This window comes from Enterobacter bugandensis (genome assembly GCF_900324475.1).
Lineage (GTDB): Bacteria > Pseudomonadota > Gammaproteobacteria > Enterobacterales > Enterobacteriaceae > Enterobacter > Enterobacter bugandensis.
Genome location: NZ_LT992502.1, coordinates 828,583 through 849,991, shown reverse-complemented (window position 1 = coordinate 849,991; position 21,409 = coordinate 828,583). Strand labels below are relative to the sequence as shown.

General features: G+C 55.7%; 16 protein-coding genes and 1 pseudogene. 7 read left to right on the top strand and 10 right to left on the bottom strand.

Features of this window, described 5'->3' with window-relative positions:
* Window position 1: 1 nt before the first annotated feature.
* The 4 genes from DG357_RS04100 to DG357_RS04085 form a co-directional block, all read right to left on the bottom strand.
* Window positions 2-1,249 carry a polysaccharide deacetylase family protein gene (locus DG357_RS04100; RefSeq protein ID WP_049137768.1) on the bottom strand — a complete coding sequence of 416 codons (1,248 nt, stop codon included), beginning with the start codon at window positions 1,247-1,249 and terminating at the stop codon, window positions 2-4.
* A gap of 63 nt (window positions 1,250-1,312) precedes the next feature.
* Window positions 1,313-1,753 carry a PTS sugar transporter subunit IIA gene (locus DG357_RS04095; protein WP_088204378.1) on the bottom strand — a complete coding sequence of 147 codons (441 nt, stop codon included), beginning with the start codon at window positions 1,751-1,753 and terminating at the stop codon, window positions 1,313-1,315.
* 104 nt (window positions 1,754-1,857) lie between these two features.
* The gene (locus tag DG357_RS04090; RefSeq protein ID WP_023334536.1) at window positions 1,858-2,628 is read right to left on the bottom strand and encodes an ABC transporter permease; all 771 of its coding nucleotides are present in this window, start codon (window positions 2,626-2,628) and stop codon (window positions 1,858-1,860) included.
* Window positions 2,625-3,551, bottom strand: coding sequence for an ABC transporter ATP-binding protein (locus DG357_RS04085; RefSeq protein WP_028015540.1), 927 nt, complete (start codon window positions 3,549-3,551; stop codon window positions 2,625-2,627). The genes DG357_RS04090 and DG357_RS04085 overlap by 4 nt, the downstream gene beginning before the upstream one ends.
* Window positions 3,552-3,658: 107 nt before the next feature.
* Here DG357_RS04085 and can point away from each other — a divergent pair, with 107 nt between their 5' ends.
* Window positions 3,659-4,321 carry a carbonate dehydratase gene (gene can / locus DG357_RS04080; protein ID WP_014882586.1) on the top strand — a complete coding sequence of 221 codons (663 nt, stop codon included), beginning with the start codon at window positions 3,659-3,661 and terminating at the stop codon, window positions 4,319-4,321.
* A 61-nt stretch (window positions 4,322-4,382) separates the two neighbouring features.
* Here the strand turns inward: can and hpt are convergent, their stop codons facing one another.
* On the bottom strand, window positions 4,383-4,919 hold the full coding sequence (gene hpt, locus DG357_RS04075; protein WP_032644976.1) for a hypoxanthine phosphoribosyltransferase: 537 nt from the start codon (window positions 4,917-4,919) through the stop codon (window positions 4,383-4,385).
* Window positions 4,920-5,127: 208 nt separating this feature from the next.
* Here hpt and DG357_RS04070 point away from each other — a divergent pair, with 208 nt between their 5' ends.
* Window positions 5,128-7,518: a glucose/quinate/shikimate family membrane-bound PQQ-dependent dehydrogenase gene (locus DG357_RS04070; protein ID WP_063154793.1), complete on the top strand. Its 2,391-nt coding sequence runs from the start codon at window positions 5,128-5,130 to the stop codon at window positions 7,516-7,518.
* 74 nt (window positions 7,519-7,592) lie between these two features.
* Here the strand turns inward: DG357_RS04070 and cueO are convergent, their stop codons facing one another.
* Window positions 7,593-9,152 (bottom strand): multicopper oxidase CueO, encoded by a 1,560-nt coding sequence (gene cueO, locus DG357_RS04065; RefSeq protein ID WP_088204377.1) that lies wholly within the window; start codon window positions 9,150-9,152, stop codon window positions 7,593-7,595.
* 145 nt (window positions 9,153-9,297) lie between these two features.
* On the opposite strand from cueO, the gene DG357_RS04060 reads away from it, so the two are divergent.
* From DG357_RS04060 to speD, 3 genes are all read left to right on the top strand, one after another.
* Window positions 9,298-9,645, top strand: coding sequence for a YacC family pilotin-like protein (locus tag DG357_RS04060; RefSeq protein ID WP_014882582.1), 348 nt, complete (start codon window positions 9,298-9,300; stop codon window positions 9,643-9,645).
* A gap of 115 nt (window positions 9,646-9,760) precedes the next feature.
* Window positions 9,761-10,630: a polyamine aminopropyltransferase gene (gene speE / locus DG357_RS04055; RefSeq protein ID WP_028015536.1), complete on the top strand. Its 870-nt coding sequence runs from the start codon at window positions 9,761-9,763 to the stop codon at window positions 10,628-10,630.
* Window positions 10,631-11,425, top strand: coding sequence for an adenosylmethionine decarboxylase (gene speD / locus DG357_RS04050; protein ID WP_028015535.1), 795 nt, complete (start codon window positions 10,631-10,633; stop codon window positions 11,423-11,425).
* A gap of 31 nt (window positions 11,426-11,456) precedes the next feature.
* On the opposite strand, the gene yacL is transcribed toward speD, so the two are convergent.
* Both yacL and acnB read right to left on the bottom strand, forming a co-directional pair.
* Window positions 11,457-11,819: a protein YacL gene (gene yacL / locus DG357_RS04045; RefSeq protein ID WP_041911228.1), complete on the bottom strand. Its 363-nt coding sequence runs from the start codon at window positions 11,817-11,819 to the stop codon at window positions 11,457-11,459.
* Between the two features lie 190 nt (window positions 11,820-12,009).
* On the bottom strand, window positions 12,010-14,607 hold the full coding sequence (gene acnB / locus DG357_RS04040) for a bifunctional aconitate hydratase 2/2-methylisocitrate dehydratase (RefSeq protein ID WP_048338844.1): 2,598 nt from the start codon (window positions 14,605-14,607) through the stop codon (window positions 12,010-12,012).
* 892 nt (window positions 14,608-15,499) lie between these two features.
* Between acnB and DG357_RS04030 the strand changes: the two genes are divergently transcribed.
* Both DG357_RS04030 and DG357_RS04025 read left to right on the top strand, forming a co-directional pair.
* Window positions 15,500-17,056, top strand: a complete 1,557-nt coding sequence (locus DG357_RS04030) for a DUF3300 domain-containing protein (protein ID WP_048961411.1) — start codon at window positions 15,500-15,502, stop codon at window positions 17,054-17,056.
* A 10-nt stretch (window positions 17,057-17,066) separates the two neighbouring features.
* Window positions 17,067-17,858, top strand: a pseudogene (locus DG357_RS04025) (DUF2950 family protein).
* Window positions 17,859-17,910: 52 nt separating this feature from the next.
* Here the strand turns inward: DG357_RS04025 and lpdA are convergent.
* Window positions 17,911-19,335: a dihydrolipoyl dehydrogenase gene (lpdA, locus tag DG357_RS04020; protein WP_023332094.1), complete on the bottom strand. Its 1,425-nt coding sequence runs from the start codon at window positions 19,333-19,335 to the stop codon at window positions 17,911-17,913.
* Window positions 19,336-19,510: 175 nt separating this feature from the next.
* A complete protein-coding gene (gene aceF, locus DG357_RS04015; protein WP_045259471.1) occupies window positions 19,511-21,409 on the bottom strand; it encodes a pyruvate dehydrogenase complex dihydrolipoyllysine-residue acetyltransferase in 1,899 nt (632 codons plus the stop codon).

The window sequence follows — 21,409 nt, the reverse complement described above, 5'->3', positions numbered from 1 at the left end:
CTTATCCCTGCGGCTGATTGCTGATCAGCCGCGACATCGTCTCCAGCGAATCCGTTCTTAAAATATAGAGTCGTTTGAGTAAGAACGGATTATCCCCCGGCTTCACCTTCCCCTTCACCGTGGTCACGGCCAGATGGAAACCGGCATCATTCGCCGCCTTGATCGCCTTATTGTCATAGCCGCCAAAGGGATAAGAAAGGTAGAGCACACGCGGGTTGAACTGTGACAGCGCGCGACGAGAACGCTCAAAATCAAACAGGATCACGTGATAGCTGCGGCTCAGTAAGATCGGGTGTTTATACCCGTCCACGCGGTGCAGGAAGTGAGTGTGCGACTGAATGTCGAACACATCCTGAATGCCTTTGATTTCTTGAACGCTCATAAACTGCAGCGATTTCGGATCCCACTTCTGCGGATGGCCTTTAATACGTGACGAAATGATAAACGCCGTCGCGTTGAAGCCATACTCTTTCAGCACAGGATACGCGTAGCGGCTCACCGACTTCAGGCCGTCGTCAAAGGTAATCACCACCGCCTTCGCGGGCAGGTTCATCTTGTTGCGCACGTAGCCTTCCAGCTGATACATCGTCAGCGTGGTGTACCCCTGGTCGCGAAGCCAGGTCATCTGGTTGCTGAACGCGCGCACGCTGGTGGTGGTGGAGGTATGACGAAAACGGGTGTTCTCCTCATCGCGCAGGATATGGTGATAGGTCAGAACCGGAATGCCGTTATCTTCCTGCGCGTCCAGGCTGCTTATCCACGCCAGGCGGTTGCCGATGCGGATCTGATACCAGGTCTGGTTCAGGCGGTCTTTGAGTTTATTCAGAATGGGATAGCGCAGGTTGGCGCTCAGGGTGCCAAAGGGCGCGCTTCCGCTATTGGGCGCGTTATAGACGGGCGTATCTTTCCAGGTGATGAGGTTCTGGTTACTGAGCGGCTTGTTCAGGTCGCCCAGGCTGTCCTCAACGCGTTGCTTACCCTGCACTTTCTCAAGGTGGTCTTTATCAATAAAGCCGGTACCGAACCCGAAGCGAAATTCGTAATAATCCGCCGCCGCGGGAAAGACCGCGATGATCTGCCCTGCGCGAATATTGCCCACATTAACCACGGAGTTACCTACCTGAGCCCAGATGGCAGCATCCTCAGTGGTTTGCATATATTGAGCAGGAAGCCCTTGCTGACTTATCAGGCTAGCAGACGCCCCGCCGGAAACCAGCAGCAAAAGGAGAAAGAACACGCGCATGAACATAGGATATAAATCGACACGGGAAATCAGTCGCCATTGTAGCAAAAGCGACATCAATACCAATGTTTAATGCTTATACAGATCGTGAAGCAGAACGAAAGGCGGGTTTTTCTGCTGCTGGTGCCACAGGCTGCTCACCTCCGGCTGGCCCTCCGCCACGATAGCGTGCCGAAACTCTGCGCTGCTCAATGAGGCGCGAAGCGGATAGAGGGCTTCGAGTAAAGGCAGGCTGATACCGGAGATCACTTCACAGTTATCATGCTTGTGGCTCAGCAAAGCGGCCGCGCGGTAAGGCGCCGCGCCGGATTTATCGGTAAGAAAAATGACGCCCTCTCCAGAGTCGGTTTCATGCAGGGCATCGCACATCATGCGGCTGAGCATGTTGGTGCTTAGCCCGCGCCAGTAATTCACCGCCCGGCATTGCGCCAGCGGGCCAAATTTGGCCTCAAGCGTATCCAGCATGTCCTGCGCTCGTTCATCGTGGCAGGTGATCACCCATCCCAGCATAACTCTCTCCTTAGCAGGCAAGTAGTTTAGCGGAGTGAAGGTTTGCTTACGGTGATAACCGTCAAAGAAAGTGCCCGGCAACCAGAGCGTCGCCGGGCAGAGGGTTAACTACGCAGACCGCGCCCGCGCTGTATCAGATACCAGCACAGCAGGTAGAAGGCGATGATGAATACCACCAGCACCGCCACCGTGGTAAACAGCGGAACATCGGTAATGCCGAGGAAGCCAAAGCGGAAGCCGCTGATCATGTAGACGATCGGGTTCAGATGCGACAGCGCCTGCCAGAACGGCGGCAGCAGCGTCAGGGAGTAGAACACCCCGCCGAGATAGGTCAGCGGCGTCAGCACAAAGGTCGGGATCAGGCTGATGTCGTCAAACGTTTTAGCGAACACCGCATTCAACAGACCGGCCAGCGAGAACAGAATTGCCGTCAGCAGCAGAGTCAGCGCCACGAACAGCCACGAGTGCACCTGGAACGGCACGAAGAACAGCGAAATCGCCGTCACCAGGATGCCCACGCACAGCCCGCGCGCCACGCCGCCGCCCACGTAACCGGCTATGATGACGTGCGTTGGCACCGGCGCCACCAGCAACTCTTCAATATTACGCTGGAACTTAGCGCTGAAGAACGACGAGGCCACGTTTGCGTAGGCGTTGGTGATCACCGCCATCATAATCAGGCCCGGCACGATAAACTGCATATAGGTAAAACCGTGCATCTCACCAATGCGGGAACCAATCAGGTTGCCGAAGATGATGAAATAGAGCGTCATGGTGATGACCGGCGGTACCAGGGTTTGCACCCAGATACGCATAAAGCGGTTTATCTCTTTCGCCCAGATACTTTTCAGCGCGACCCAATAAAGATGCGTCATGCCTTGTCTCCTTGTTTATCCTGCACCAGAGAGACAAACAGCTCTTCCAGTCGGTTCGCTTTGTTACGCATGCTTAAAACCTGAATCCCCTGCGCGCTCAGCTGGGAGAACACGCTGTTGATCCCCTGCTCGCGCAGCACTTCCACTTCCAGCGTTGAGGTATCAACCAGGCGATACTGGTACCCTTCAAGCTTCGGTAGCGGGCTTTTTGCCGCCAGATCGAGAATAAACGTTTCGGATTTCAGCTTGGAGAGCAGATCCTTCATCGAGGTGTTCTCCACCAGCTCGCCGTGCTGAATGATGCCGATGTTGCGGCATAGCATCTCTGCTTCTTCAAGGTAGTGGGTGGTCAAAATGATGGTGGTGCCTTTGTCGTTGAGATCCTTGAGGAAACCCCACATAGAACGACGCAGTTCGATATCCACGCCTGCGGTGGGTTCATCAAGGATCAGCAGCTTCGGCTCGTGCATCAGCGCACGGGCAATCATCAGGCGGCGCTTCATCCCGCCGGACAACATCCGTGCACGTTCGTTACGCTTTTCCCACAAATCAAGCTGTTTCAGGTACTTTTCGCTACGCTCAAGCGCCTCTTTACGCTCAACGCCGTAATAACCCGCCTGGTTAACGACAATCTGCTGCACCGTCTCAAACGGGTTGAAGTTGAACTCCTGCGGTACCAGCCCCAGCTGGCGCTTGGCGTTTACCACATCTTTTTGCAGGTCGTAACCAAAGACGCTCACCCGTCCGGACGTTTTATTCACCAGCGAGCTGATGATCCCGATGGTGGTGGATTTCCCCGCCCCGTTCGGCCCCAGAAGCGCGTAAAAATCCCCGGCCTCTACTTTTAGGTCTATCCCGCGTAGCGCCTGAACGCCACCCGGATAGGTTTTTTTAAGCTGCTCAAGCTCCAGTGCAATTGCCATGAATTTAACTTACCTTCAGTTCTTACACACGTTGTGTGGTTTCATTAAAAGTCGGGTTACCCTATAGTAGCGCAACGCAATTACTCGGTTACAGGTCGCTAACCTCCATGAACGACATAGATACACTCATTAGCAACAATGCACTATGGTCAAAAATGCTGGTGGAGGAAGACCCCGGATTTTTTGGAAAACTCGCACAAGCCCAGAACCCGCGCTTTCTCTGGATTGGCTGTTCAGACAGCCGCGTACCTGCCGAGCGCCTGACCGGCCTTGAGCCCGGCGAACTGTTTGTTCACCGCAACGTCGCCAACCTGGTGATTCATACCGATCTCAACTGCCTTTCCGTGGTTCAGTATGCCGTTGACGTCCTGGAAGTCGAGCACATCATTATTTGCGGCCACTACGGCTGCGGCGGCGTGCAGGCGGCGGTTGAAAACCCGGAACTGGGTTTAATTGATAACTGGCTGCTGCACATCCGCGATATCTGGTTCAAACATAGTTCACTGCTCGGCGAAATGCCGCAGGAGCGACGCATGGACACGCTGTGCGAGCTGAACGTGATGGAGCAGGTATATAACCTTGGGCATTCGACCATCATGCAGTCGGCGTGGAAACGCGGGCAGAAGGTATCAATCCACGGCTGGGCGTACGGTATTCACGATGGCCTGCTGCGCAATCTGGAAGTCACCGCCACCAATCGCGAAACGCTGGAGCAGCGTTACCGTTCGGGGATTGCCAACCTCAAGCTTAAGCATGTGAACCATAAATAAAGCCGGGGGTTTTCGCCCTCTCCCCGTGGGAGAGGGTCGGAGTGAGGGCATCAGCCCGCAATTACTCGTCCAGCAATACCACTTTCCCAACATACGGCAGATGACGATAACGCTGCGCGTAATCAATACCGTAACCCACCACGAACTCGTCCGGGATGGAGAAACCGACAAACTCTACCGGCACCTGCACTTCACGACGCTCCGGTTTATCCAGCAGCGTACAAATCGCCAGCGATTTCGGCTCGCGCAGGCTCAGGATCTCGCGCACCTTTGAAAGGGTGTTGCCGGAGTCGATAATGTCCTCAACGATCAACACATCTTTGCCACGAATATCTTCATCCAGATCTTTCAGGATTTTCACATCACGGGTTGTGGACATGCCGCTGCCGTAGCTGGAAGCGGTCATAAAATCGACCTCGTGCGGTACCTGCACTTCACGGCACAGGTCTGCCATGAACATGAAAGAACCGCGCAGCAGACCAACCAGCACCATTTCGCTGCCGCTGTCCTTGTAATGCTCGGTGATTTGACGACCCAGTTCGGCGATACGCGCTTTGATCTCGGCTTCCGGGATCATCACTTCAACAGTATGTTTCATATTACTAACCAAATGATTTTGATGAAAATCTTTCAATGCGGATGAATCTTGCTCCGGCATCGATACGCAAGCCAGCCATTATATCAGTAAATGGATAAGCCTGGCGTATGAGTTATAAAAAGCAAATATTGTGATTCCGATCACACTTGTTAACACCTATAATTAGTTGCTAGCAAATTATTAACAAAAACTGACGAGTACACTTTCTATGGCTGAAACAAACACTAAACAGCCGCGTCTACTGGTGACACTAACAGCGCTATTCGCCGCCTTCTGCGGCCTATACCTGTTAATCGGTGGCGTCTGGCTGGTCGCGATCGGCGGCTCCTGGTACTACCCGATTGCGGGCCTGGTTATGCTTGGCGTAACCGTCCTGCTCTGGCGTAGAAAACAATCCGCACTGTGGCTGTATGCCGCCCTCCTTCTTGCCACCATGCTCTGGGGCGTCTGGGAAGTCGGTTTCGATTTCTGGGCCCTGACGCCGCGCAGCGACATCCTGGTCTTCTTCGGTATCTGGCTGATCCTGCCGTTTGTCTGGCGCCGCCTGATTGTTCCTTCCAGCGGTGCCGTTGCAGCCCTGCTGGTGGCGCTGTTAATCAGCGGCGGCATTCTCACCTGGGCTGGCTTTAACGACCCGCAGGAGATCAACGGTACGCTGAACGCGGAATCCACGCCTGCGGCAGCTATCTCGCAGGTCGCTGACGGTGACTGGCCAGCTTATGGCCGTAACCAGGAAGGTCAACGTTACTCCCCGCTGAAGCAGATCAACGCGGACAACGTTAAGAACCTGAAAGAAGCCTGGGTATTCCGTACCGGCGACCTGAAGATGCCGAACGATCCGGGTGAACTGACCAATGAAGTGACGCCAATTAAAGTCGGCGATATGCTCTACCTGTGTACGGCGCACCAGCGTCTGTTCGCGCTCGACGCGGCCACCGGTAAAGAGAAATGGCACTTTGATCCACAGCTGAACTCCAACCCGTCCTTCCAGCATGTCACCTGCCGCGGCGTTTCTTACCACGAAGCGCGCGCCGATAATGCCAGCCCGGAAGTCATTGCTGACTGTCCTCGCCGCATTATGCTGCCGGTGAACGATGGCCGTCTGTTTGCCATCAACGCTGAGACCGGCAAGCTGTGCGAAACCTTCGCCAACAAAGGCATTCTGAACCTGCAGACCAACATGCCGGACACCACGCCGGGTCTGTATGAGCCAACCTCCCCGCCAATCATCACCGATAAAACCATCGTGATTGCCGGTTCGGTAACGGATAACTTCTCTACGCGTGAAACCTCCGGCGTTATCCGTGGTTTCGACGTGAACACCGGTAAACTGCTGTGGGCTTTCGACCCAGGCGCGAAAGATCCAAACGCGATCCCGTCTGACGAGCACACCTTTACCTTCAACTCGCCGAACTCCTGGGCACCAGCCGCGTATGACGCGAAGCTGGACCTGGTCTACCTGCCGATGGGCGTATCCACGCCGGATATCTGGGGAGGTAACCGCACACCGGAGCAGGAACGTTATGCGAGCGCTATCCTGGCGCTGAACGCAACCACCGGTAAGCTGGCGTGGAGCTACCAGACCGTTCACCACGATCTGTGGGATATGGATATGCCGTCCCAGCCGACGCTGGCGGACATTACCGTTAACGGCAAAACCGTGCCGGTCATTTACGCTCCGGCTAAAACCGGCAACATCTTCGTGCTGGATCGCAGCAACGGTAAGCTGGTTGTGCCTGCCCCGGAAAAACCGGTTCCGCAGGGTGCGGCCAAAGGCGATTACGTCAGCAAAACCCAGCCGTTCTCTGACCTGAGCTTCCGTCCGAAGAAAGACCTCAGCGGTGCAGACATGTGGGGTGCCACCATGTTTGACCAGCTGGTGTGCCGCGTGATGTTCCATCAGCTGCGCTATGAAGGCATCTTCACGCCGCCGTCTGAGCAGGGCACGCTGGTCTTCCCGGGCAACCTGGGAATGTTTGAGTGGGGCGGTATTTCCGTCGACCCTAACCGTCAGGTGGCGATTGCCAACCCAATGGCGCTGCCGTTCGTTTCCCGTCTGATCCCACGCGGTCCGGGTAACCCGATGGAGCAGCCGAAAGACGCGAAAGGCAGCGGGACCGAAGCCGGTATCCAGCCGCAGTATGGCGTACCGTTTGGCGTTACCCTGAACCCGTTCCTGTCTCCGTTTGGTCTGCCGTGTAAACAGCCTGCCTGGGGTTACATCTCCGGTCTGGATCTGAAAACCAACCAGATCGTCTGGAAAAAACGTATTGGTACCCCACAGGACAGCATGCCGTTCCCGATGCCGGTTCCGGTGCCGTTCAATATGGGTATGCCAATGCTGGGTGGTCCAATCTCCACCGCTGGTAACGTGCTGTTCATCGCGGCAACCGCAGATAACTACCTGCGCGCGTATAACATGACCAACGGTGAAAAACTGTGGCAAGGCCGTCTGCCGGCCGGTGGACAGGCAACGCCGATGACCTATGAAGTGAATGGCAAGCAGTACGTTGTCATTTCTGCGGGTGGTCACGGTTCGTTTGGTACGAAGATGGGCGACTATATTGTCGCGTATGCATTGCCGGACGAAGGCAAATAAAAGCAAAACGGCAACGAAAGTTGCCGTATTTAGCAATGCAGGCCGGGTAAGGCGAAGCCGCCACCCGGCTTTTTTTATACGGTAAAACCGAGCATCATCCCCGTATCTTCATGCTCCAGCAGATGACAGTGCGCCATATAGGCAAACTCTTCAGGCGCTTCGTGGTCGAACTTCACCAGCACCTCGCTGACGCCGCCTTCCACTCTCACCGTATCTTTCCAGCCTGCTCGATGCGCTTCCGGCGCTTTACCGTTCTCAGACAGAATACGGAACTGCGTGCCGTGGATATGGAACGGATGCAGCATCATGTCCCCTTCCCCTGAAACCACCCAGCGCTCAAACTGCCCCTTCGTGGCGGCAAACATCGGCGTGTTCATATCGAACGCTTTGCCGTTGATCTTGTTGGCGTTGTGGAAATCGAACCCGTGACCGCCGTGATCCATACCGCCCATTTTGCCGTGGTCCATATTCATGTGGCCCATCATCTGGCCGTGGTGCATTCCCGCCATGGCCTGATTGCCATACTTTTTCATCAGCGCCTGCATGCCCATCATGTCAAGCATCGGGTCCATGGAGAGCTGAAGCTTACGCTGCGTGAGCCCATCCAGCGACGGGAGAGCTGGCAGCGTGGCTAAGGTGTCCGGCAGCGTACCGGAGGCGGTGATCTGTAGTGGCTGAATGCGCAGCACCGGATGCGGTTTATCAAACGGTGCGACGGCCATCCCCATCTGGCTGACCGGCAGGGTCACGAGGTCAAACGCTTTGCCATCGCTGATGTCCACCAGCACTTCGAAGCGTTCGCCCATCAGCATCGGCAGCTCGCTCACTTTTACCGGTTCCGGCAGCAGGCCGCCGTCGCTTGCCACCACGTAAAGCGGGCGCTTATCGCTGGTGGCGAAGTTCAACGAGCGGGCGTTACAGCCGTTAAGCAAGCGCAGGCGCAGCCAGCCTTTCGGGGCGGCGTGCTGCGGATAGATCGCACCGTTGGCCAGCAGCGTATCGCCAAACCAGCCGACCGCCGCGCTCATCACGTCCAGCTGGTAGTCAATCTGCCCGTCCGCGCTGAATTTTTTGTCCTGCACAATCACCGGCACATCGTCGATACCCCACTGTTTCGGCAGGCGCAGGAGACGGCTTTCGTCATCCTCAATCAACACCAGTCCGGCCAGCCCCATTGCCACCTGATGGCCCGTTTTGCCGTGCTGATGCGGGTGGAACCAGCAGGTTGCCGCCCGCTGGTCAGGGGTAAAGGTTACGCTGCGTTTACCCCCAGACTTGATAAAACCCTGGGGACCACCATCCACTTCGCCCGGAACTTCCAGCCCGTGCCAGTGCAGCGTGGTCTCCTCGGCAAGCGTATTATGGATATCCACCGTCACCGCTTTCCCTTTGCGTAACTGAAGCGCCGGGCCGAGCAGATTGCCGTTGTAGCCCCAGGTTGTGGCGCTGTGCCCACCGAAGGAGGTTTTACCGGCCTGAACCACGAGCTGAATACGGCTACGGGCGTCTGCGGTCAGTAAGTCAGGAATGGGTAAGGCAGGCCTTTCAGCCGCAAAAACCGCGCGGCTCCAGAGTGGTAATGCGCTGGTAACCCCCAGCACAGCGGAATATTTTAAAAAATCACGACGTTGCATGTTCATTTCCTTATTTCCAGCAGGCGATCTTTTGAGCATAAACCCTCCCCTTACCGGAAGGTCAAGTAAAGCGGCAATAATAAAGATCGTCGCACTGGCATCAAGTGTGCTAACGTTAATTTTCCGTGAAGAAGTGGTAGAAGCAATGAAGACGTTTTTCAGGACAATTTTGTTCGGAAGCCTGATGGCAATGTGTGCGAACAGCTATGCGCTCAGTGAAAATGAAGCGGAAGATATGGCCGATTTAACGGCGGTTTTTGTATTCCTGAAAAATGATTGTGGCTACCAGAATTTACCCAACGGGCAAATTCGCCGCGCGCTGGTCTTTTTCGCCCAGCAGAACCAGTGGGATCTCAGCAATTACGACAGCTTTGACATGAAGGCGCTCGGTGAAGACAGCTACCGTGACTTGAGCGGTATTGGCATTCCCACGGCTAAAAAATGCAAAGCGCTGGCCCGCGATTCGCTCAGCCTGCTCGCCTACGTGAAATAACCTTCCCGACGCCCCCTGTTCAACCTATACCCGTGCAACCACGGTTATAGTTAGCTATCATGTTTCGCTCATTTTTTGTGAGCGTTACGGATGTTAACAAAGGAGGAGTCCGCGTATGGCCGACCACACGTTGTGGCATGAAACACTGCATGACCAGTTTGGTCAGTACTTTGCCGTTGATAACGTGCTCTATCATGAGAAAACGGATCACCAGGATCTGATCATCTTCGAAAACGCCGCCTTTGGCCGCGTGATGGCCCTGGATGGCGTAGTGCAAACGACCGAGCGCGACGAGTTTATCTATCATGAGATGATGACCCACGTTCCGCTGCTGGCCCACGGACACGCGAAGCATGTTCTGATTATCGGCGGCGGCGACGGCGCAATGCTGCGCGAGGTTTCACGTCATCGTTCCATTGAAACCATCACCATGGTTGAGATTGATGCGGGCGTGGTCTCTTTCTGCCGCCAGTACCTGCCCAACCATAATGCCGGCAGCTATGACGATCCGCGCTTTAATCTGGTTATCGACGACGGCGTTAACTTTGTTAACCAGACCACGCAGACCTTCGACGTGATTATCTCTGACTGCACCGACCCCATCGGCCCCGGCGCGTCGCTGTTTACCTCCTCGTTCTACGAAGGCTGCAAGCGCTGCCTGAACCCGGGCGGGATCTTCGTCGCACAAAACGGTGTCTGCTTCCTGCAGCAGGACGAAGCCCTCGACAGCCACCGTAAGCTGAGCACCTATTTCGGCGACGTCAGCTTCTATCAGGCGGCGATTCCAACCTATTACGGCGGGATCATGACCTTTGCATGGGCAACGGATAACGACGTGCTGCGTCATCTCTCTACCGAAATTATCCAGGCCCGCTTCCATCAGGCCGGGCTCACGTGCCGCTACTACAATCCGGCTATTCATACCGCAGCGTTTGCTCTGCCGCAGTACCTGCAAGACGCATTATCCACTAAGGGGGTGAGCTAATTGAAAAAGCTTAAACTACATGGCTTTAACAACCTGACTAAAAGCCTGAGTTTTTGTATTTACGATATCTGCTATGCCAAAACAGCGGAAGAACGCGATGGTTACATCGCCTATATCGATGAACTCTACAACGCCAACCGTCTGACCGAGATCCTGTCAGAAACCTGCTCGATCATCGGTGCCAATATTCTGAACATCGCCCGACAGGATTATGAGCCCCAGGGTGCCAGCGTCACCATTCTGGTCAGCGAAGAGCCGGTCGACCCGCAGCTTATCGACAAAACTGAACACCCGGGTCCGCTGCCGGAAGTGGTCGTCGCCCACCTCGACAAAAGCCATATCTGCGTTCACACCTACCCGGAAAGCCACCCGGAAGGCGGGCTGTGCACGTTCCGCGCGGATATTGAAGTGTCGACCTGTGGCGTGATTTCCCCGCTGAACGCGCTGAACTATTTAATCCACCAGCTGGAATCGGACATCGTCACGATTGATTATCGCGTGCGCGGTTTTACCCGTGATATCAACGGCATGAAGCACTTCATCGACCACGAGATCAACTCCATTCAGAACTTTATGTCCGAGGACATGAAATCGCTGTATGACATGATGGACGTGAACGTGTACCAGGAAAACATCTTCCATACCAAGATGATGCTTAAGGAGTTCGACCTTAAGCACTACATGTTCCACACGAAGCCGGAAGATTTAAGTGAAGAAGAGCGCAAGGTCATCACCGACCTGCTCTGGAAAGAGATGCGCGAAATCTACTACGGCCGCAATATTCCGGCCGTGTAAGTGTTGCCCGGAGCAAGGATGCTTCGGGGAGTTACTTCTGTTTCATAAACTCACGGTAGGCATTCACTACCTGCAGGAAGTCTTCCACGCCGCACAGCGACAGGCTCTCTTCGTCGTAGTAGCTCATCCCCTCTTCCATCTCATCCCCTGAAAACTCAAGCTGGTTGGCGCGCACCATCACCTCTTCGCCGTCCATCCACAGGGTGTACTCATGCCCGGCGCGTTGCCAGGAGCGCTCGCTGCCTTTCACCGTATTTGCCGCCTGTTCGACTTCATCAAGAAGGGCGAGATTTTCTTTCACCTCTTCGTTAAACCAGTGTCCAACGGCTTCGTGCCCCATCGACATGCGCACTTTCACCACGCCGGTGATGTCGCGCAAAAATTCGTAATCCATAGCGTTTTCCTCTGCAAAGCCATTAGGGTAATTATCGCAGCAGAGGGAAAGAAAAAAAGCGGGAGAGGTGGGAGGAATGAAAATAAAAAGGTGAGAGCAAGACCCTGCGGCCTGATGCCCTCACCCCGTCCCTCTCCCACGGGAGAGGGTGCAAATACTAAAAAACGTCTCGTAGAGACGGTTTTGCTGATTATACCGCCGTCTGGAAGATCACCCCGTCAGCCTTCTCGGTGTACTGAGAAAGCTGGTCGAAGTTCAGATAGCGATAGGTATCCACCGCCGTCTTATCCACCTGAGCCACAAAGGTCTGGTACTCTTCCGGCGTTGGCAGTTTGCCAATCAGCGCCGCAACCGCCGCCAGCTCCGCAGAGGCCAGGTAGACGTTCGCACCAGTACCTAAACGGTTCGGGAAGTTACGGGTAGAGGTGGAAACCACCGTCGCACCGTCGGCCACGCGCGCCTGGTTACCCATACACAGGGAGCAGCCAGGGATTTCGATACGCGCCCCGCTCTTACCGAACACGCTGTAGTAACCCTCTTCGGTCAATTGAGCCGCGTCCATACGGGTTGGCGGTGCCACCCACAGGCGGGTCGGCAGCTGGCCTTTGTGGGTATCCAGCAGCTTACCGGCGGCGCGGAAGTGGCCGATGTTGGTCATACAGGAGCCGATGAACACTTCGTCGATCTTATCGCCCTGCACGTCAGAGAGCAGACGCGCATCGTCCGGATCGTTCGGCGCACAGAGGATTGGCTCTTTAATATCCGCCAGATCGATGTCGATCACCGCCGCGTACTCTGCGTCTGCGTCAGCTTCCAGCAGCTGCGGATCCGCCAGCCATTTCTCCATACCCTGAATACGACGCTCCAGCGTGCGGCGGTCGCCGTAACCTTCTGCGATCATCCACTTCAGCAGCACGATGTTGGAGGTCAGATACTCAATGATCGGCTCTTTGTTCAGCTTGATGGTACAGCCAGCCGCAGAACGCTCGGCGGAGGCGTCGGTCAGCTCAAATGCCTGCTCAACTTTCAGATCCGGCAGACCTTCAATTTCCAGGATACGGCCAGAGAAGATGTTTTTCTTGCCTTTCTTCTCAACGGTCAGCAGGCCCTGTTTGATGGCATACAGTGGGATCGCGTGAACCAGGTCGCGCAGGGTGATGCCCGGCTGCATTTTGCCCTTGAAGCGCACCAGCACGGATTCAGGCATGTCCAGCGGCATTACGCCGGTCGCTGCAGCAAACGCCACCAGGCCGGAGCCCGCCGGGAAGGAGATACCGATTGGGAAACGGGTATGGGAGTCACCGCCGGTACCCACGGTATCCGGCAGCAGCATGCGGTTCAGCCAGGAGTGGATGACGCCGTCACCTGGACGCAGTGACACGCCGCCGCGGTTCATGATGAAGTCTGGCAGCGTGTGGTGCGTGGTCACGTCAACCGGCTTCGGATAGGCCGCCGTGTGGCAGAAGGACTGCATCACCAGGTCAGAAGAGAAGCCCAGGCACGCCAGGTCTTTCAGTTCGTCACGGGTCATTGGGCCAGTGGTGTCCTGAGAGCCCACGGAGGTCATCTTCGGCTCGCAGTATGCGCCAGGGCGAATACCAGCTACGCCGCACGCGCGACCCACCATTTTCTGTGCCAGCGAGAAGCCGCGGTTGCTTTCTGCCACGTCTTTCGCGTGACGGAAAACGTCGGAGTGCGGCAGACCCAGCGCTTCACGCGCTTTGGTGGTCAGGCCGCGCCCGATGATCAGCGGAATACGGCCACCGGCACGCACTTCGTCAATCAGCACGTCGGTTTTCAGTTCGAAGCTTGCCAGCAGCTCGTTGGTTTCATGGTTGCGCACTTCGCCTTTATACGGGTAGACGTCAATCACGTCGCCCATGTTCAGGTTGCTCACATCTACTTCAATTGGCAGCGCGCCCGCATCTTCCATGGTGTTGAAGAAGATTGGCGCAATTTTGCCGCCGAGGCACAGACCGCCGCCGCGCTTGTTCGGCACGTGCGGAATATCGTCGCCCATGAACCACAGTACGGAGTTGGTGGCGGACTTACGGGAAGAGCCGGTACCCACAACGTCACCGACGTAGGCCAGCGGGAAACCTTTTTGTTGCAGCGCTTCGATCTGTTTGATCGGGCCCACCACGCCCGGCTGATCTGGCTCAATGCCTTCACGGGCGTTTTTCAGCATCGCCAGGGCGTGCAGCGGGATATCTGGACGAGACCACGCGTCCGGTGCCGGAGACAGGTCATCGGTGTTGGTTTCACCGGTCACCTTAAAGACGGTCACGGTAATTTTTTCCGCCAGCGCAGGGCGGTTCAGGAACCATTCGGCATCGGCCCAGGACTGCATCACCTGCTTCGCATAGACGTTGCCCGCTTTGGCTTTTTCTTCTACGTCGTAGAAGTTATCGAACATCAGCAGCGTGGAAGAGAGCGCTTTAGCAGCAATCGGTGCCAGCTTGTCGTTATCCAGCGCGTCAATCAGCGGATGAATGTTGTAACCACCCTGCATGGTGCCGAGCAGTTCAATGGCTTTTTCAGGAGTAACCAGTGGGGAGGTGGCTTCGCCTTTGGCGATAGCAGCAAGGAATCCGGCTTTTACGTAGGCAGCTTCATCTACGCCAGGCGGTACGCGGTTGATCAACAGATCTAACAGGAATTCTTCTTCGCCCTTAGGCGGGTTCTTCAGCAGCTCGACGAGCGCGGCCATTTGGGTTGCATCTAAAGGTTTGGGTACAATTCCCTCGGCGGCACGTTCTGCTACGTGCTTACGGTATTCTTCTAGCACGACGGTTCTCCTCGCTCTCATTGTCATATGCGGCGGGCGTTCTCTTCACGCTCCTGTGAGACAGCAGTTTGTAGGGTAAATGCCCGATACCGCGTCGGGCAGCATAGCAGGATTTCTGCACAGTGTTAATCCGTTTACAAAAAAGCAACATTAAAAAGTTTGCTGAATCGTTAAGCATGGTGTAGCGGGGAGACGAGGTGAATTTTGGGGACAAAAAAACCGCCTGGTAGCGGTTATTTTGTTGCCTTGCGGTGGTAGCACACCGGGTTGGCAGATTTGCGGCAACCCCAACGCAATGAATTTTGCATCACACCCTGCAGGCTTGCAAGCCATTATGTCAATTTTGCGTAGCACCTTCCCATTTCGAATGAAACCCCGTTTAAATTCATCTCTCGCCTTTAGAATTACCACTGAGTCGATTACTCTTTCCCCTCGGCCTGCTTCGCTGGTGTAGCAACCAGTCACCGGGCCCGGGAGCAGTTCCGTAACCTACGCGGCAATCCCAACTTGCCAGGTTCTGCCTTTTCCGGTGAAGAAGGAACCCGCGTAGCCTGTACAGGAACGCACGCAATGGAGATGCGAATCACTGCGCTGATCGTTGCGATCGGTTTACTGCTTACCGCACTGCACGGTGGCTGGAACATATCCGACATCACGGTGCTGTTTGTCGTCAACCTCGGCAACTAGCTGCTGGCCGCTCGCAAGAGCGGCCTTCTGAATTCCCGGCGCCTTTTCCCGCATCGCATATAATTGTGTAATAAATACTCACACTCTTTATCCGGACGTACCGGACGCTTCCCAATAAAAGTCAAAACAGTAAAAGACGGGTGAATAATACTCACGCCAACCGTAACGCCTCACGGCACAGCGCCTGTCTCGTTGGAGTCATTTTATGAAGTTGCCCTTTAAGCCACATCTGCTTGTCCTTCTGTGCAGTGCCGGGCTGTTTGCCGCCTCAGGCGTCATGTTTGTCAAAAGCCGTGCAACGGAACCCGCTGCGTCGGCCCCCGTCGCGCAACAGCCAGTTGCTCCGGCTACGCCGGCAGTAGCACAACCCGCTCCTGTTGTCGCGCCAACCTACACCGCCGCGCAAATCGATCAGTGGGTTGCCCCCATCGCGCTCTACCCGGATGCTCTGCTGTCACAAATCTTGATGGCCTCGACCTACCCAGCCAACGTGATTCAAGCGGCGCAGTGGTCCAAAGACAACCCCAAAATGGATGGGGACGCCGCGATTCAGGCCGTTGCCAGCCAGCCCTGGGATCCCAGCGTAAAATCCCTGGTCGCGTTTCCTCAGCTTATGTCGCTGATGGGAGAGAATCCGCCGTGGGTACAAAATTTGGGCGATGCGTTTCTCGCGCAGCCGAAAGATGTGATGGATTCGGTACAACGCCTGCGCGCGCTGGCGCAGAAGACCGGCGCCTTGCAATCTACGCCTCAGCAGACGGTCACCACGGTAACGAAACCCGCACCGGCAAAAACCAGCACCACCGAGTCAACGTCAACCACCACGTCCGCACCGGCCCCGACGGTGATCAAAATTGAATCTGCCGACCCGCAGGTGGTTTACGTCCCCACCTATAACCCGAATACGGTTTACGGGACCTGGCCTAATACCGCCTATCCGCCAACCTATCTCCCGCCGTCACCCGGGGAGCAGTTTGGCAACAGCTTCGTCAACGGCTTAGGTTTCAGCCTGGGTGTCGCCACAACTTATGCCATATTCAGCAACATCGACTGGGATGATGACGATGACTGGGACCATCATCATGACGGTGACTGGGATAATCACGGCGGCTACAACCGCAACGGTGATAACAACATCAATATTAACGTTGAGAACTTCAATAAAATCAGCGGACAACGCCTGACGGACGCCAACCGTATCTGGCAGCACAACCCGGCCTATCGGGAAGGTGTCCCCTACCCGACAAACCAGCTCAACACGCGTTTCCACTCCACCAACACGGCCACGGGGCTTAGTGCAACGCAACAACCGGTTAATCGCGATAGCCAGCGTCAGGCGGCGCTGAGCCAGATGGAGAAATCGACAGGTAAAACCTTCCCACAGACTGCTCGCCCGGGCACGAAAGCGGCGCAGCGACAGGCCTCAAGTGAACAGCTGAAACAGATTTCTCAGCGCAATAACTACCGTGGCTATGACACCAAACCGCAGACGGCGAAGCGGGCCACCACGCAGCAGCGAGAAAACCGCCAGACCACCGCGCAGAGACAAGAGAAACGGGTCCAGCCTTCTCAGCAACGTCCCTTCCAGCAGCGAAACAGTCAGCTCCGGGCCAATGCACTGAGCGGCAACGACAGCCGTTCCGCCAACTGGCAGGCGCAGCAGCAGCGTGGGGCGCAAAGCAGACACCTAGCCGCTCGTCAGCAGCAGCTACGCCCGGCAGCGGCTGGACGTGCTGAACACCGTGAATTCCGTCATCGCTAAGGGAGCCGACATGAAACGTAAATTACTCAGTGGAATGGTGTTGTTCATGGTCTCGGCGACCGTCATGGCGCAGCAATCCTTCAGCTCACCAGAACAGGCTACCAATGCGCTGCAAAGCGCCATCCGCGATCAAAACGAAAGCGCGATGAGCAACCTGCTCGGTGAGAACTGGCGCGACTTCCTGCCCCCTGAAGGCGTTGATCCTGACGCAGTCGATCGCTTTCTGCGCGACTGGAAAGTCCGTCATAACACCATTGTCGAAGGCGATAAAGCGCATCTGGTTGTCGGAGACAGCGGCTGGCAACTTCCCATTCCGGTGATCAAAACCGCCTCCGGCTGGCAGTTTGACATCAAATAAGGCGCCGAGGAGATCCTGACCCGCGAAATTGGGCGCAACGAACTTGCCGCCATCGAAGCCCTGCATGCCTACGTGGCCGCTCAGCAGAGCTATTTCGCGATGAACCAGAAATACGCGCAGAAGATTGTCAGTTCTGAGGGTAAAAAGGACGGTCTGTACTGGCCCGTTTCGCCTGGTGAAGCGCCAAGCCCGCTCGGTCCGGCGTTCAGTCCGAAAGAGCCAGGTGCGGGCTACCATGGCTATCGCTTCCGCATCCTGCCGGATAATCACGGTTTCGCGATGGTGGCGTGGCCTGTCAGCTATGGTCAGACAGGCGTCATGAGCTTTGTGATAAACCAGGACGACAAGGTGTACCAGTCCGATCTCGGCAGCGATTCGGAGCAGAAGGCCCGGGCGCTGGCCTCATACGCACCTGATAACACCTGGCAGCCTGTAGCCCCCTGAACGCCGCGCATAAAAAAAGCGGCCTCAGGCCGCTTTTTTCATCTGAAGAAACTTATTTCTTCTTCGCTTTCGCGTTTGGCAGGTCGGTAATGCTACCTTCAAACACTTCAGCCGCCAGGCCCACGGACTCGTGCAGCGTCGGGTGCGCGTGGATGGTCAGCGCGATGTCTTCCGCGTCACAGCCCATTTCGATAGCCAGACCGATTTCACCCAGCAGCTCACCGCCGTTGGTGCCGACAATTGCACCACCGATAACGCGGTGAGTCTCTTTGTCGAAGATCAGTTTGGTCATACCGTCTGCGCAGTCGGACGCGATAGCACGGCCAGAAGCAGCCCACGGGAAGGTGGCGGTTTCGTAGCTGATGCCTTTCTCTTTCGCTTCTTTCTCGGTCAGACCGACCCATGCAACTTCTGGCTCGGTGTACGCGATAGATGGGATCACTTTCGGATCGAAGTAGTGCTTCATGCCGGCGATAACTTCAGCGGCAACGTGACCTTCGTGAACGCCTTTGTGCGCCAGCATTGGCTGACCGACGATGTCGCCGATAGCAAAGATGTGCGGCACGTTGGTGCGCAGCTGTTTGTCAACGCGGATGAAGCCACGGTCATCCACTTCCACGCCAGCTTTGCCCGCGTCGAGATTTTTACCGTTCGGTACACGACCGATAGCCACCAGCACGGCGTCGTAACGCTGTGGTTCGGATGGGGCTTTTTTGCCTTCCATGGAAACGTAAATACCGTCTTCTTTCGCTTCAACGGCAGTCACTTTGGTTTCCAGCATCAGGTTAAACTTCTTGCTGATGCGCTTGGTGAAGACTTTAACGATGTCTTTGTCAGCAGCCGGGATAACCTGGTCGAACATTTCAACCACGTCAATGTCTGAACCCAGCGCATGGTACACGGTACCCATTTCCAGACCGATGATACCGCCGCCCATAACCAGCAGACGCTTAGGAACGGTTTTCAGCTCCAGGGCATCAGTGGAATCCCACACGCGTGGATCTTCATGTGGAATGAATGGCAGTTCGATTGGGCGAGAGCCTGCCGCGATGATCGCGTTGTCGAAGTTGATAACGGTTTTGCCGTTTTCGCCTTCCACTTCCAGGGTGTTCGCACCGGTGAATTTACCCAGACCGTTTACCACTTTCACTTTACGGCCTTTGGCCATACCCGCCAGACCGCCGGTCAGCTGAGTGATAACTTTCTCTTTCCAGGTACGGATTTTGTCGATATCGGTTTTTGGCTCGCCGAAGACGATACCGTGTTCAGCCAGCGCTTTGGCTTCTTCGATAACTTTCGCTACGTGCAGCAGCGCTTTAGAAGGGATACAGCCGACGTTCAGACAAACACCGCCGAGGGTGCTGTAACGTTCTACGATGACGGTTTCCAGACCTAAATCCGCTGCACGAAATGCTGCGGAGTAACCTGCCGGGCCTGCCCCAAGTACTACGACCTGAGTTTTGATTTCTGTGCTCATCATGACCTCTTAGTTTATACCCGTCGTCCACCGGGTCGTTCTATCCGCCCGCAGTTTACAAAATTGTTAACAATTTTGAAACAACAAACGGCTCACGAATTGTCGCTTTCACCAATAACCTCATAAACACCATGAGATTATCAGAAAAAAGCCGGCCGACTGGCCGGCTTTTCGATTACATCACCAGGCGGCGAATGTCGCTCAGCATGTTGTTGATGATGGTGATGAAACGCGCACCATCAGCCCCGTCGATCACGCGGTGGTCGAAGGACAGAGAGATTGGCATCATCAGACGCGGCACGAACTCTTTGCCATTCCACACCGGCTCCATCGCGGACTTGGACACACCGAGGATAGCCACTTCCGGCGCATTCACAATCGGCGCGAAGTGGGTAGTACCCAGGCCGCCGATGCTGGAGATAGTGAAGCAGCCGCCCTGCATTTCGCCGGCAGTCAGCTTACCATCACGCGCTTTCTTGGAGATGGTGGTCAGTTCACGGGACAGCTCGGTAATGCTCTTCTTGTTCACGTCCTTGAAGACCGGAACAACCAGACCATTTGGCGTATCTACCGCAACACCGATATTGATGTATTTCTTCAGCGTCAGCTTCTGGCCGTCTTCAGACAGGGAGCTGTTGAAGCGTGGCATCTGTTCCAGAGCCGCAGCAACCGCCTTCATGATGAAGACCACTGGGGTGAATTTCACGTCCAGCTTACGCTTCTCGGCTTCGGCGTTCTGCTGTTTACGGAACGCTTCCAGATCGGTGATATCGGTCTTATCGAAGTGCGTAACGTGCGGGATCATCACCCAGTTACGGCTCAGGTTAGCACCCGAGATTTTCTGGATACGGCCCAGTTCCACTTCTTCGATTTCGCCGAACTTGCTGAAGTCCACTTTCGGCCATGGCAGCATGCCCGGGATACCGCCGCCAGCGGCTGCCGCAGGTGCAGCTTCGGCGCGTTTCACCGCGTCTTTCACGTAAGCCTGAACGTCTTCGCGCAGGATACGACCCTTACGGCCGGTACCTTTCACTTTCGCCAGGTTCACACCGAATTCGCGCGCCAGGCGACGAATCAGCGGGGTGGCGTGGACGTAAGCGTCGTTTTCAGCGAACTCTGATTTTTCTGCTTTTGCAGCAGGAGCAGCGGCTGGTTTAGCAGCCTGAGCCGGTGCAGCAGCCGGTGCTGGAGCAGCCGCGGCAGCAGGAGCTGCGGCAGGCGCAGCGCCTTCCACTTCGAAGACCATGATCAGGGAGCCGGTAGACACTTTGTCGCCGGTGCTGATTTTGATCTCTTTAACGGTACCGGCGAACGGCGCAGGCACTTCCATGGAAGCCTTGTCGCCTTCAACGGTGATCAGTGACTGTTCAGCGGCAACTTTGTCGCCCACTTTTACCATCACTTCGGTGACTTCAACTTCGTCACCGCCGATGTCCGGTACGTTAACGTCTTTCGCACCGCCAGCAGCGGCTGGTGCAGCGGCCGGAGCCGGAGCAGCGGCCTGTGCAGGCGCGGCAGCAGGTGCAGCACCCGCCACTTCGAAGATCATGATAAGCGACCCGGTAGACACTTTGTCGCCGGTGTTGATCTTGATCTCTTTTACGGTACCGGCGAACGGAGCCGGCACTTCCATAGAGGCTTTGTCGCCTTCTACGGTGATCAGTGACTGCTCGGCCGCAACGGTATCGCCCACTTTCACCAGGATTTCAGTGACTTCAACTTCGTCACCGCCGATGTCAGGCACGTTCACTTCTTTCGCTGCCGCGGCAGCTGCTGGAGCAGCGGCGGCCGGAGCGGCTTCTTTCTTCTCTTCCTGCGCAGGTGCAGCTGCTGCTGCACCGTCGGCGGAATCGAAAATCATGATCAGTTTGCCAGTCTCGGTTTTATCGCCAACGGAGACTTTGATCTCCTTAACGATGCCAGCCTGAGGAGACGGGACTTCCATAGAGGCTTTGTCGCCTTCTACGGTGATCAGCGACTGTTCAGCTTCAACTTTGTCGCCCACTTTGACCAGGATTTCGGTGATTTCAACTTCATCAGCCCCGATGTCCGGTACATTGATTTCGATAGCCAT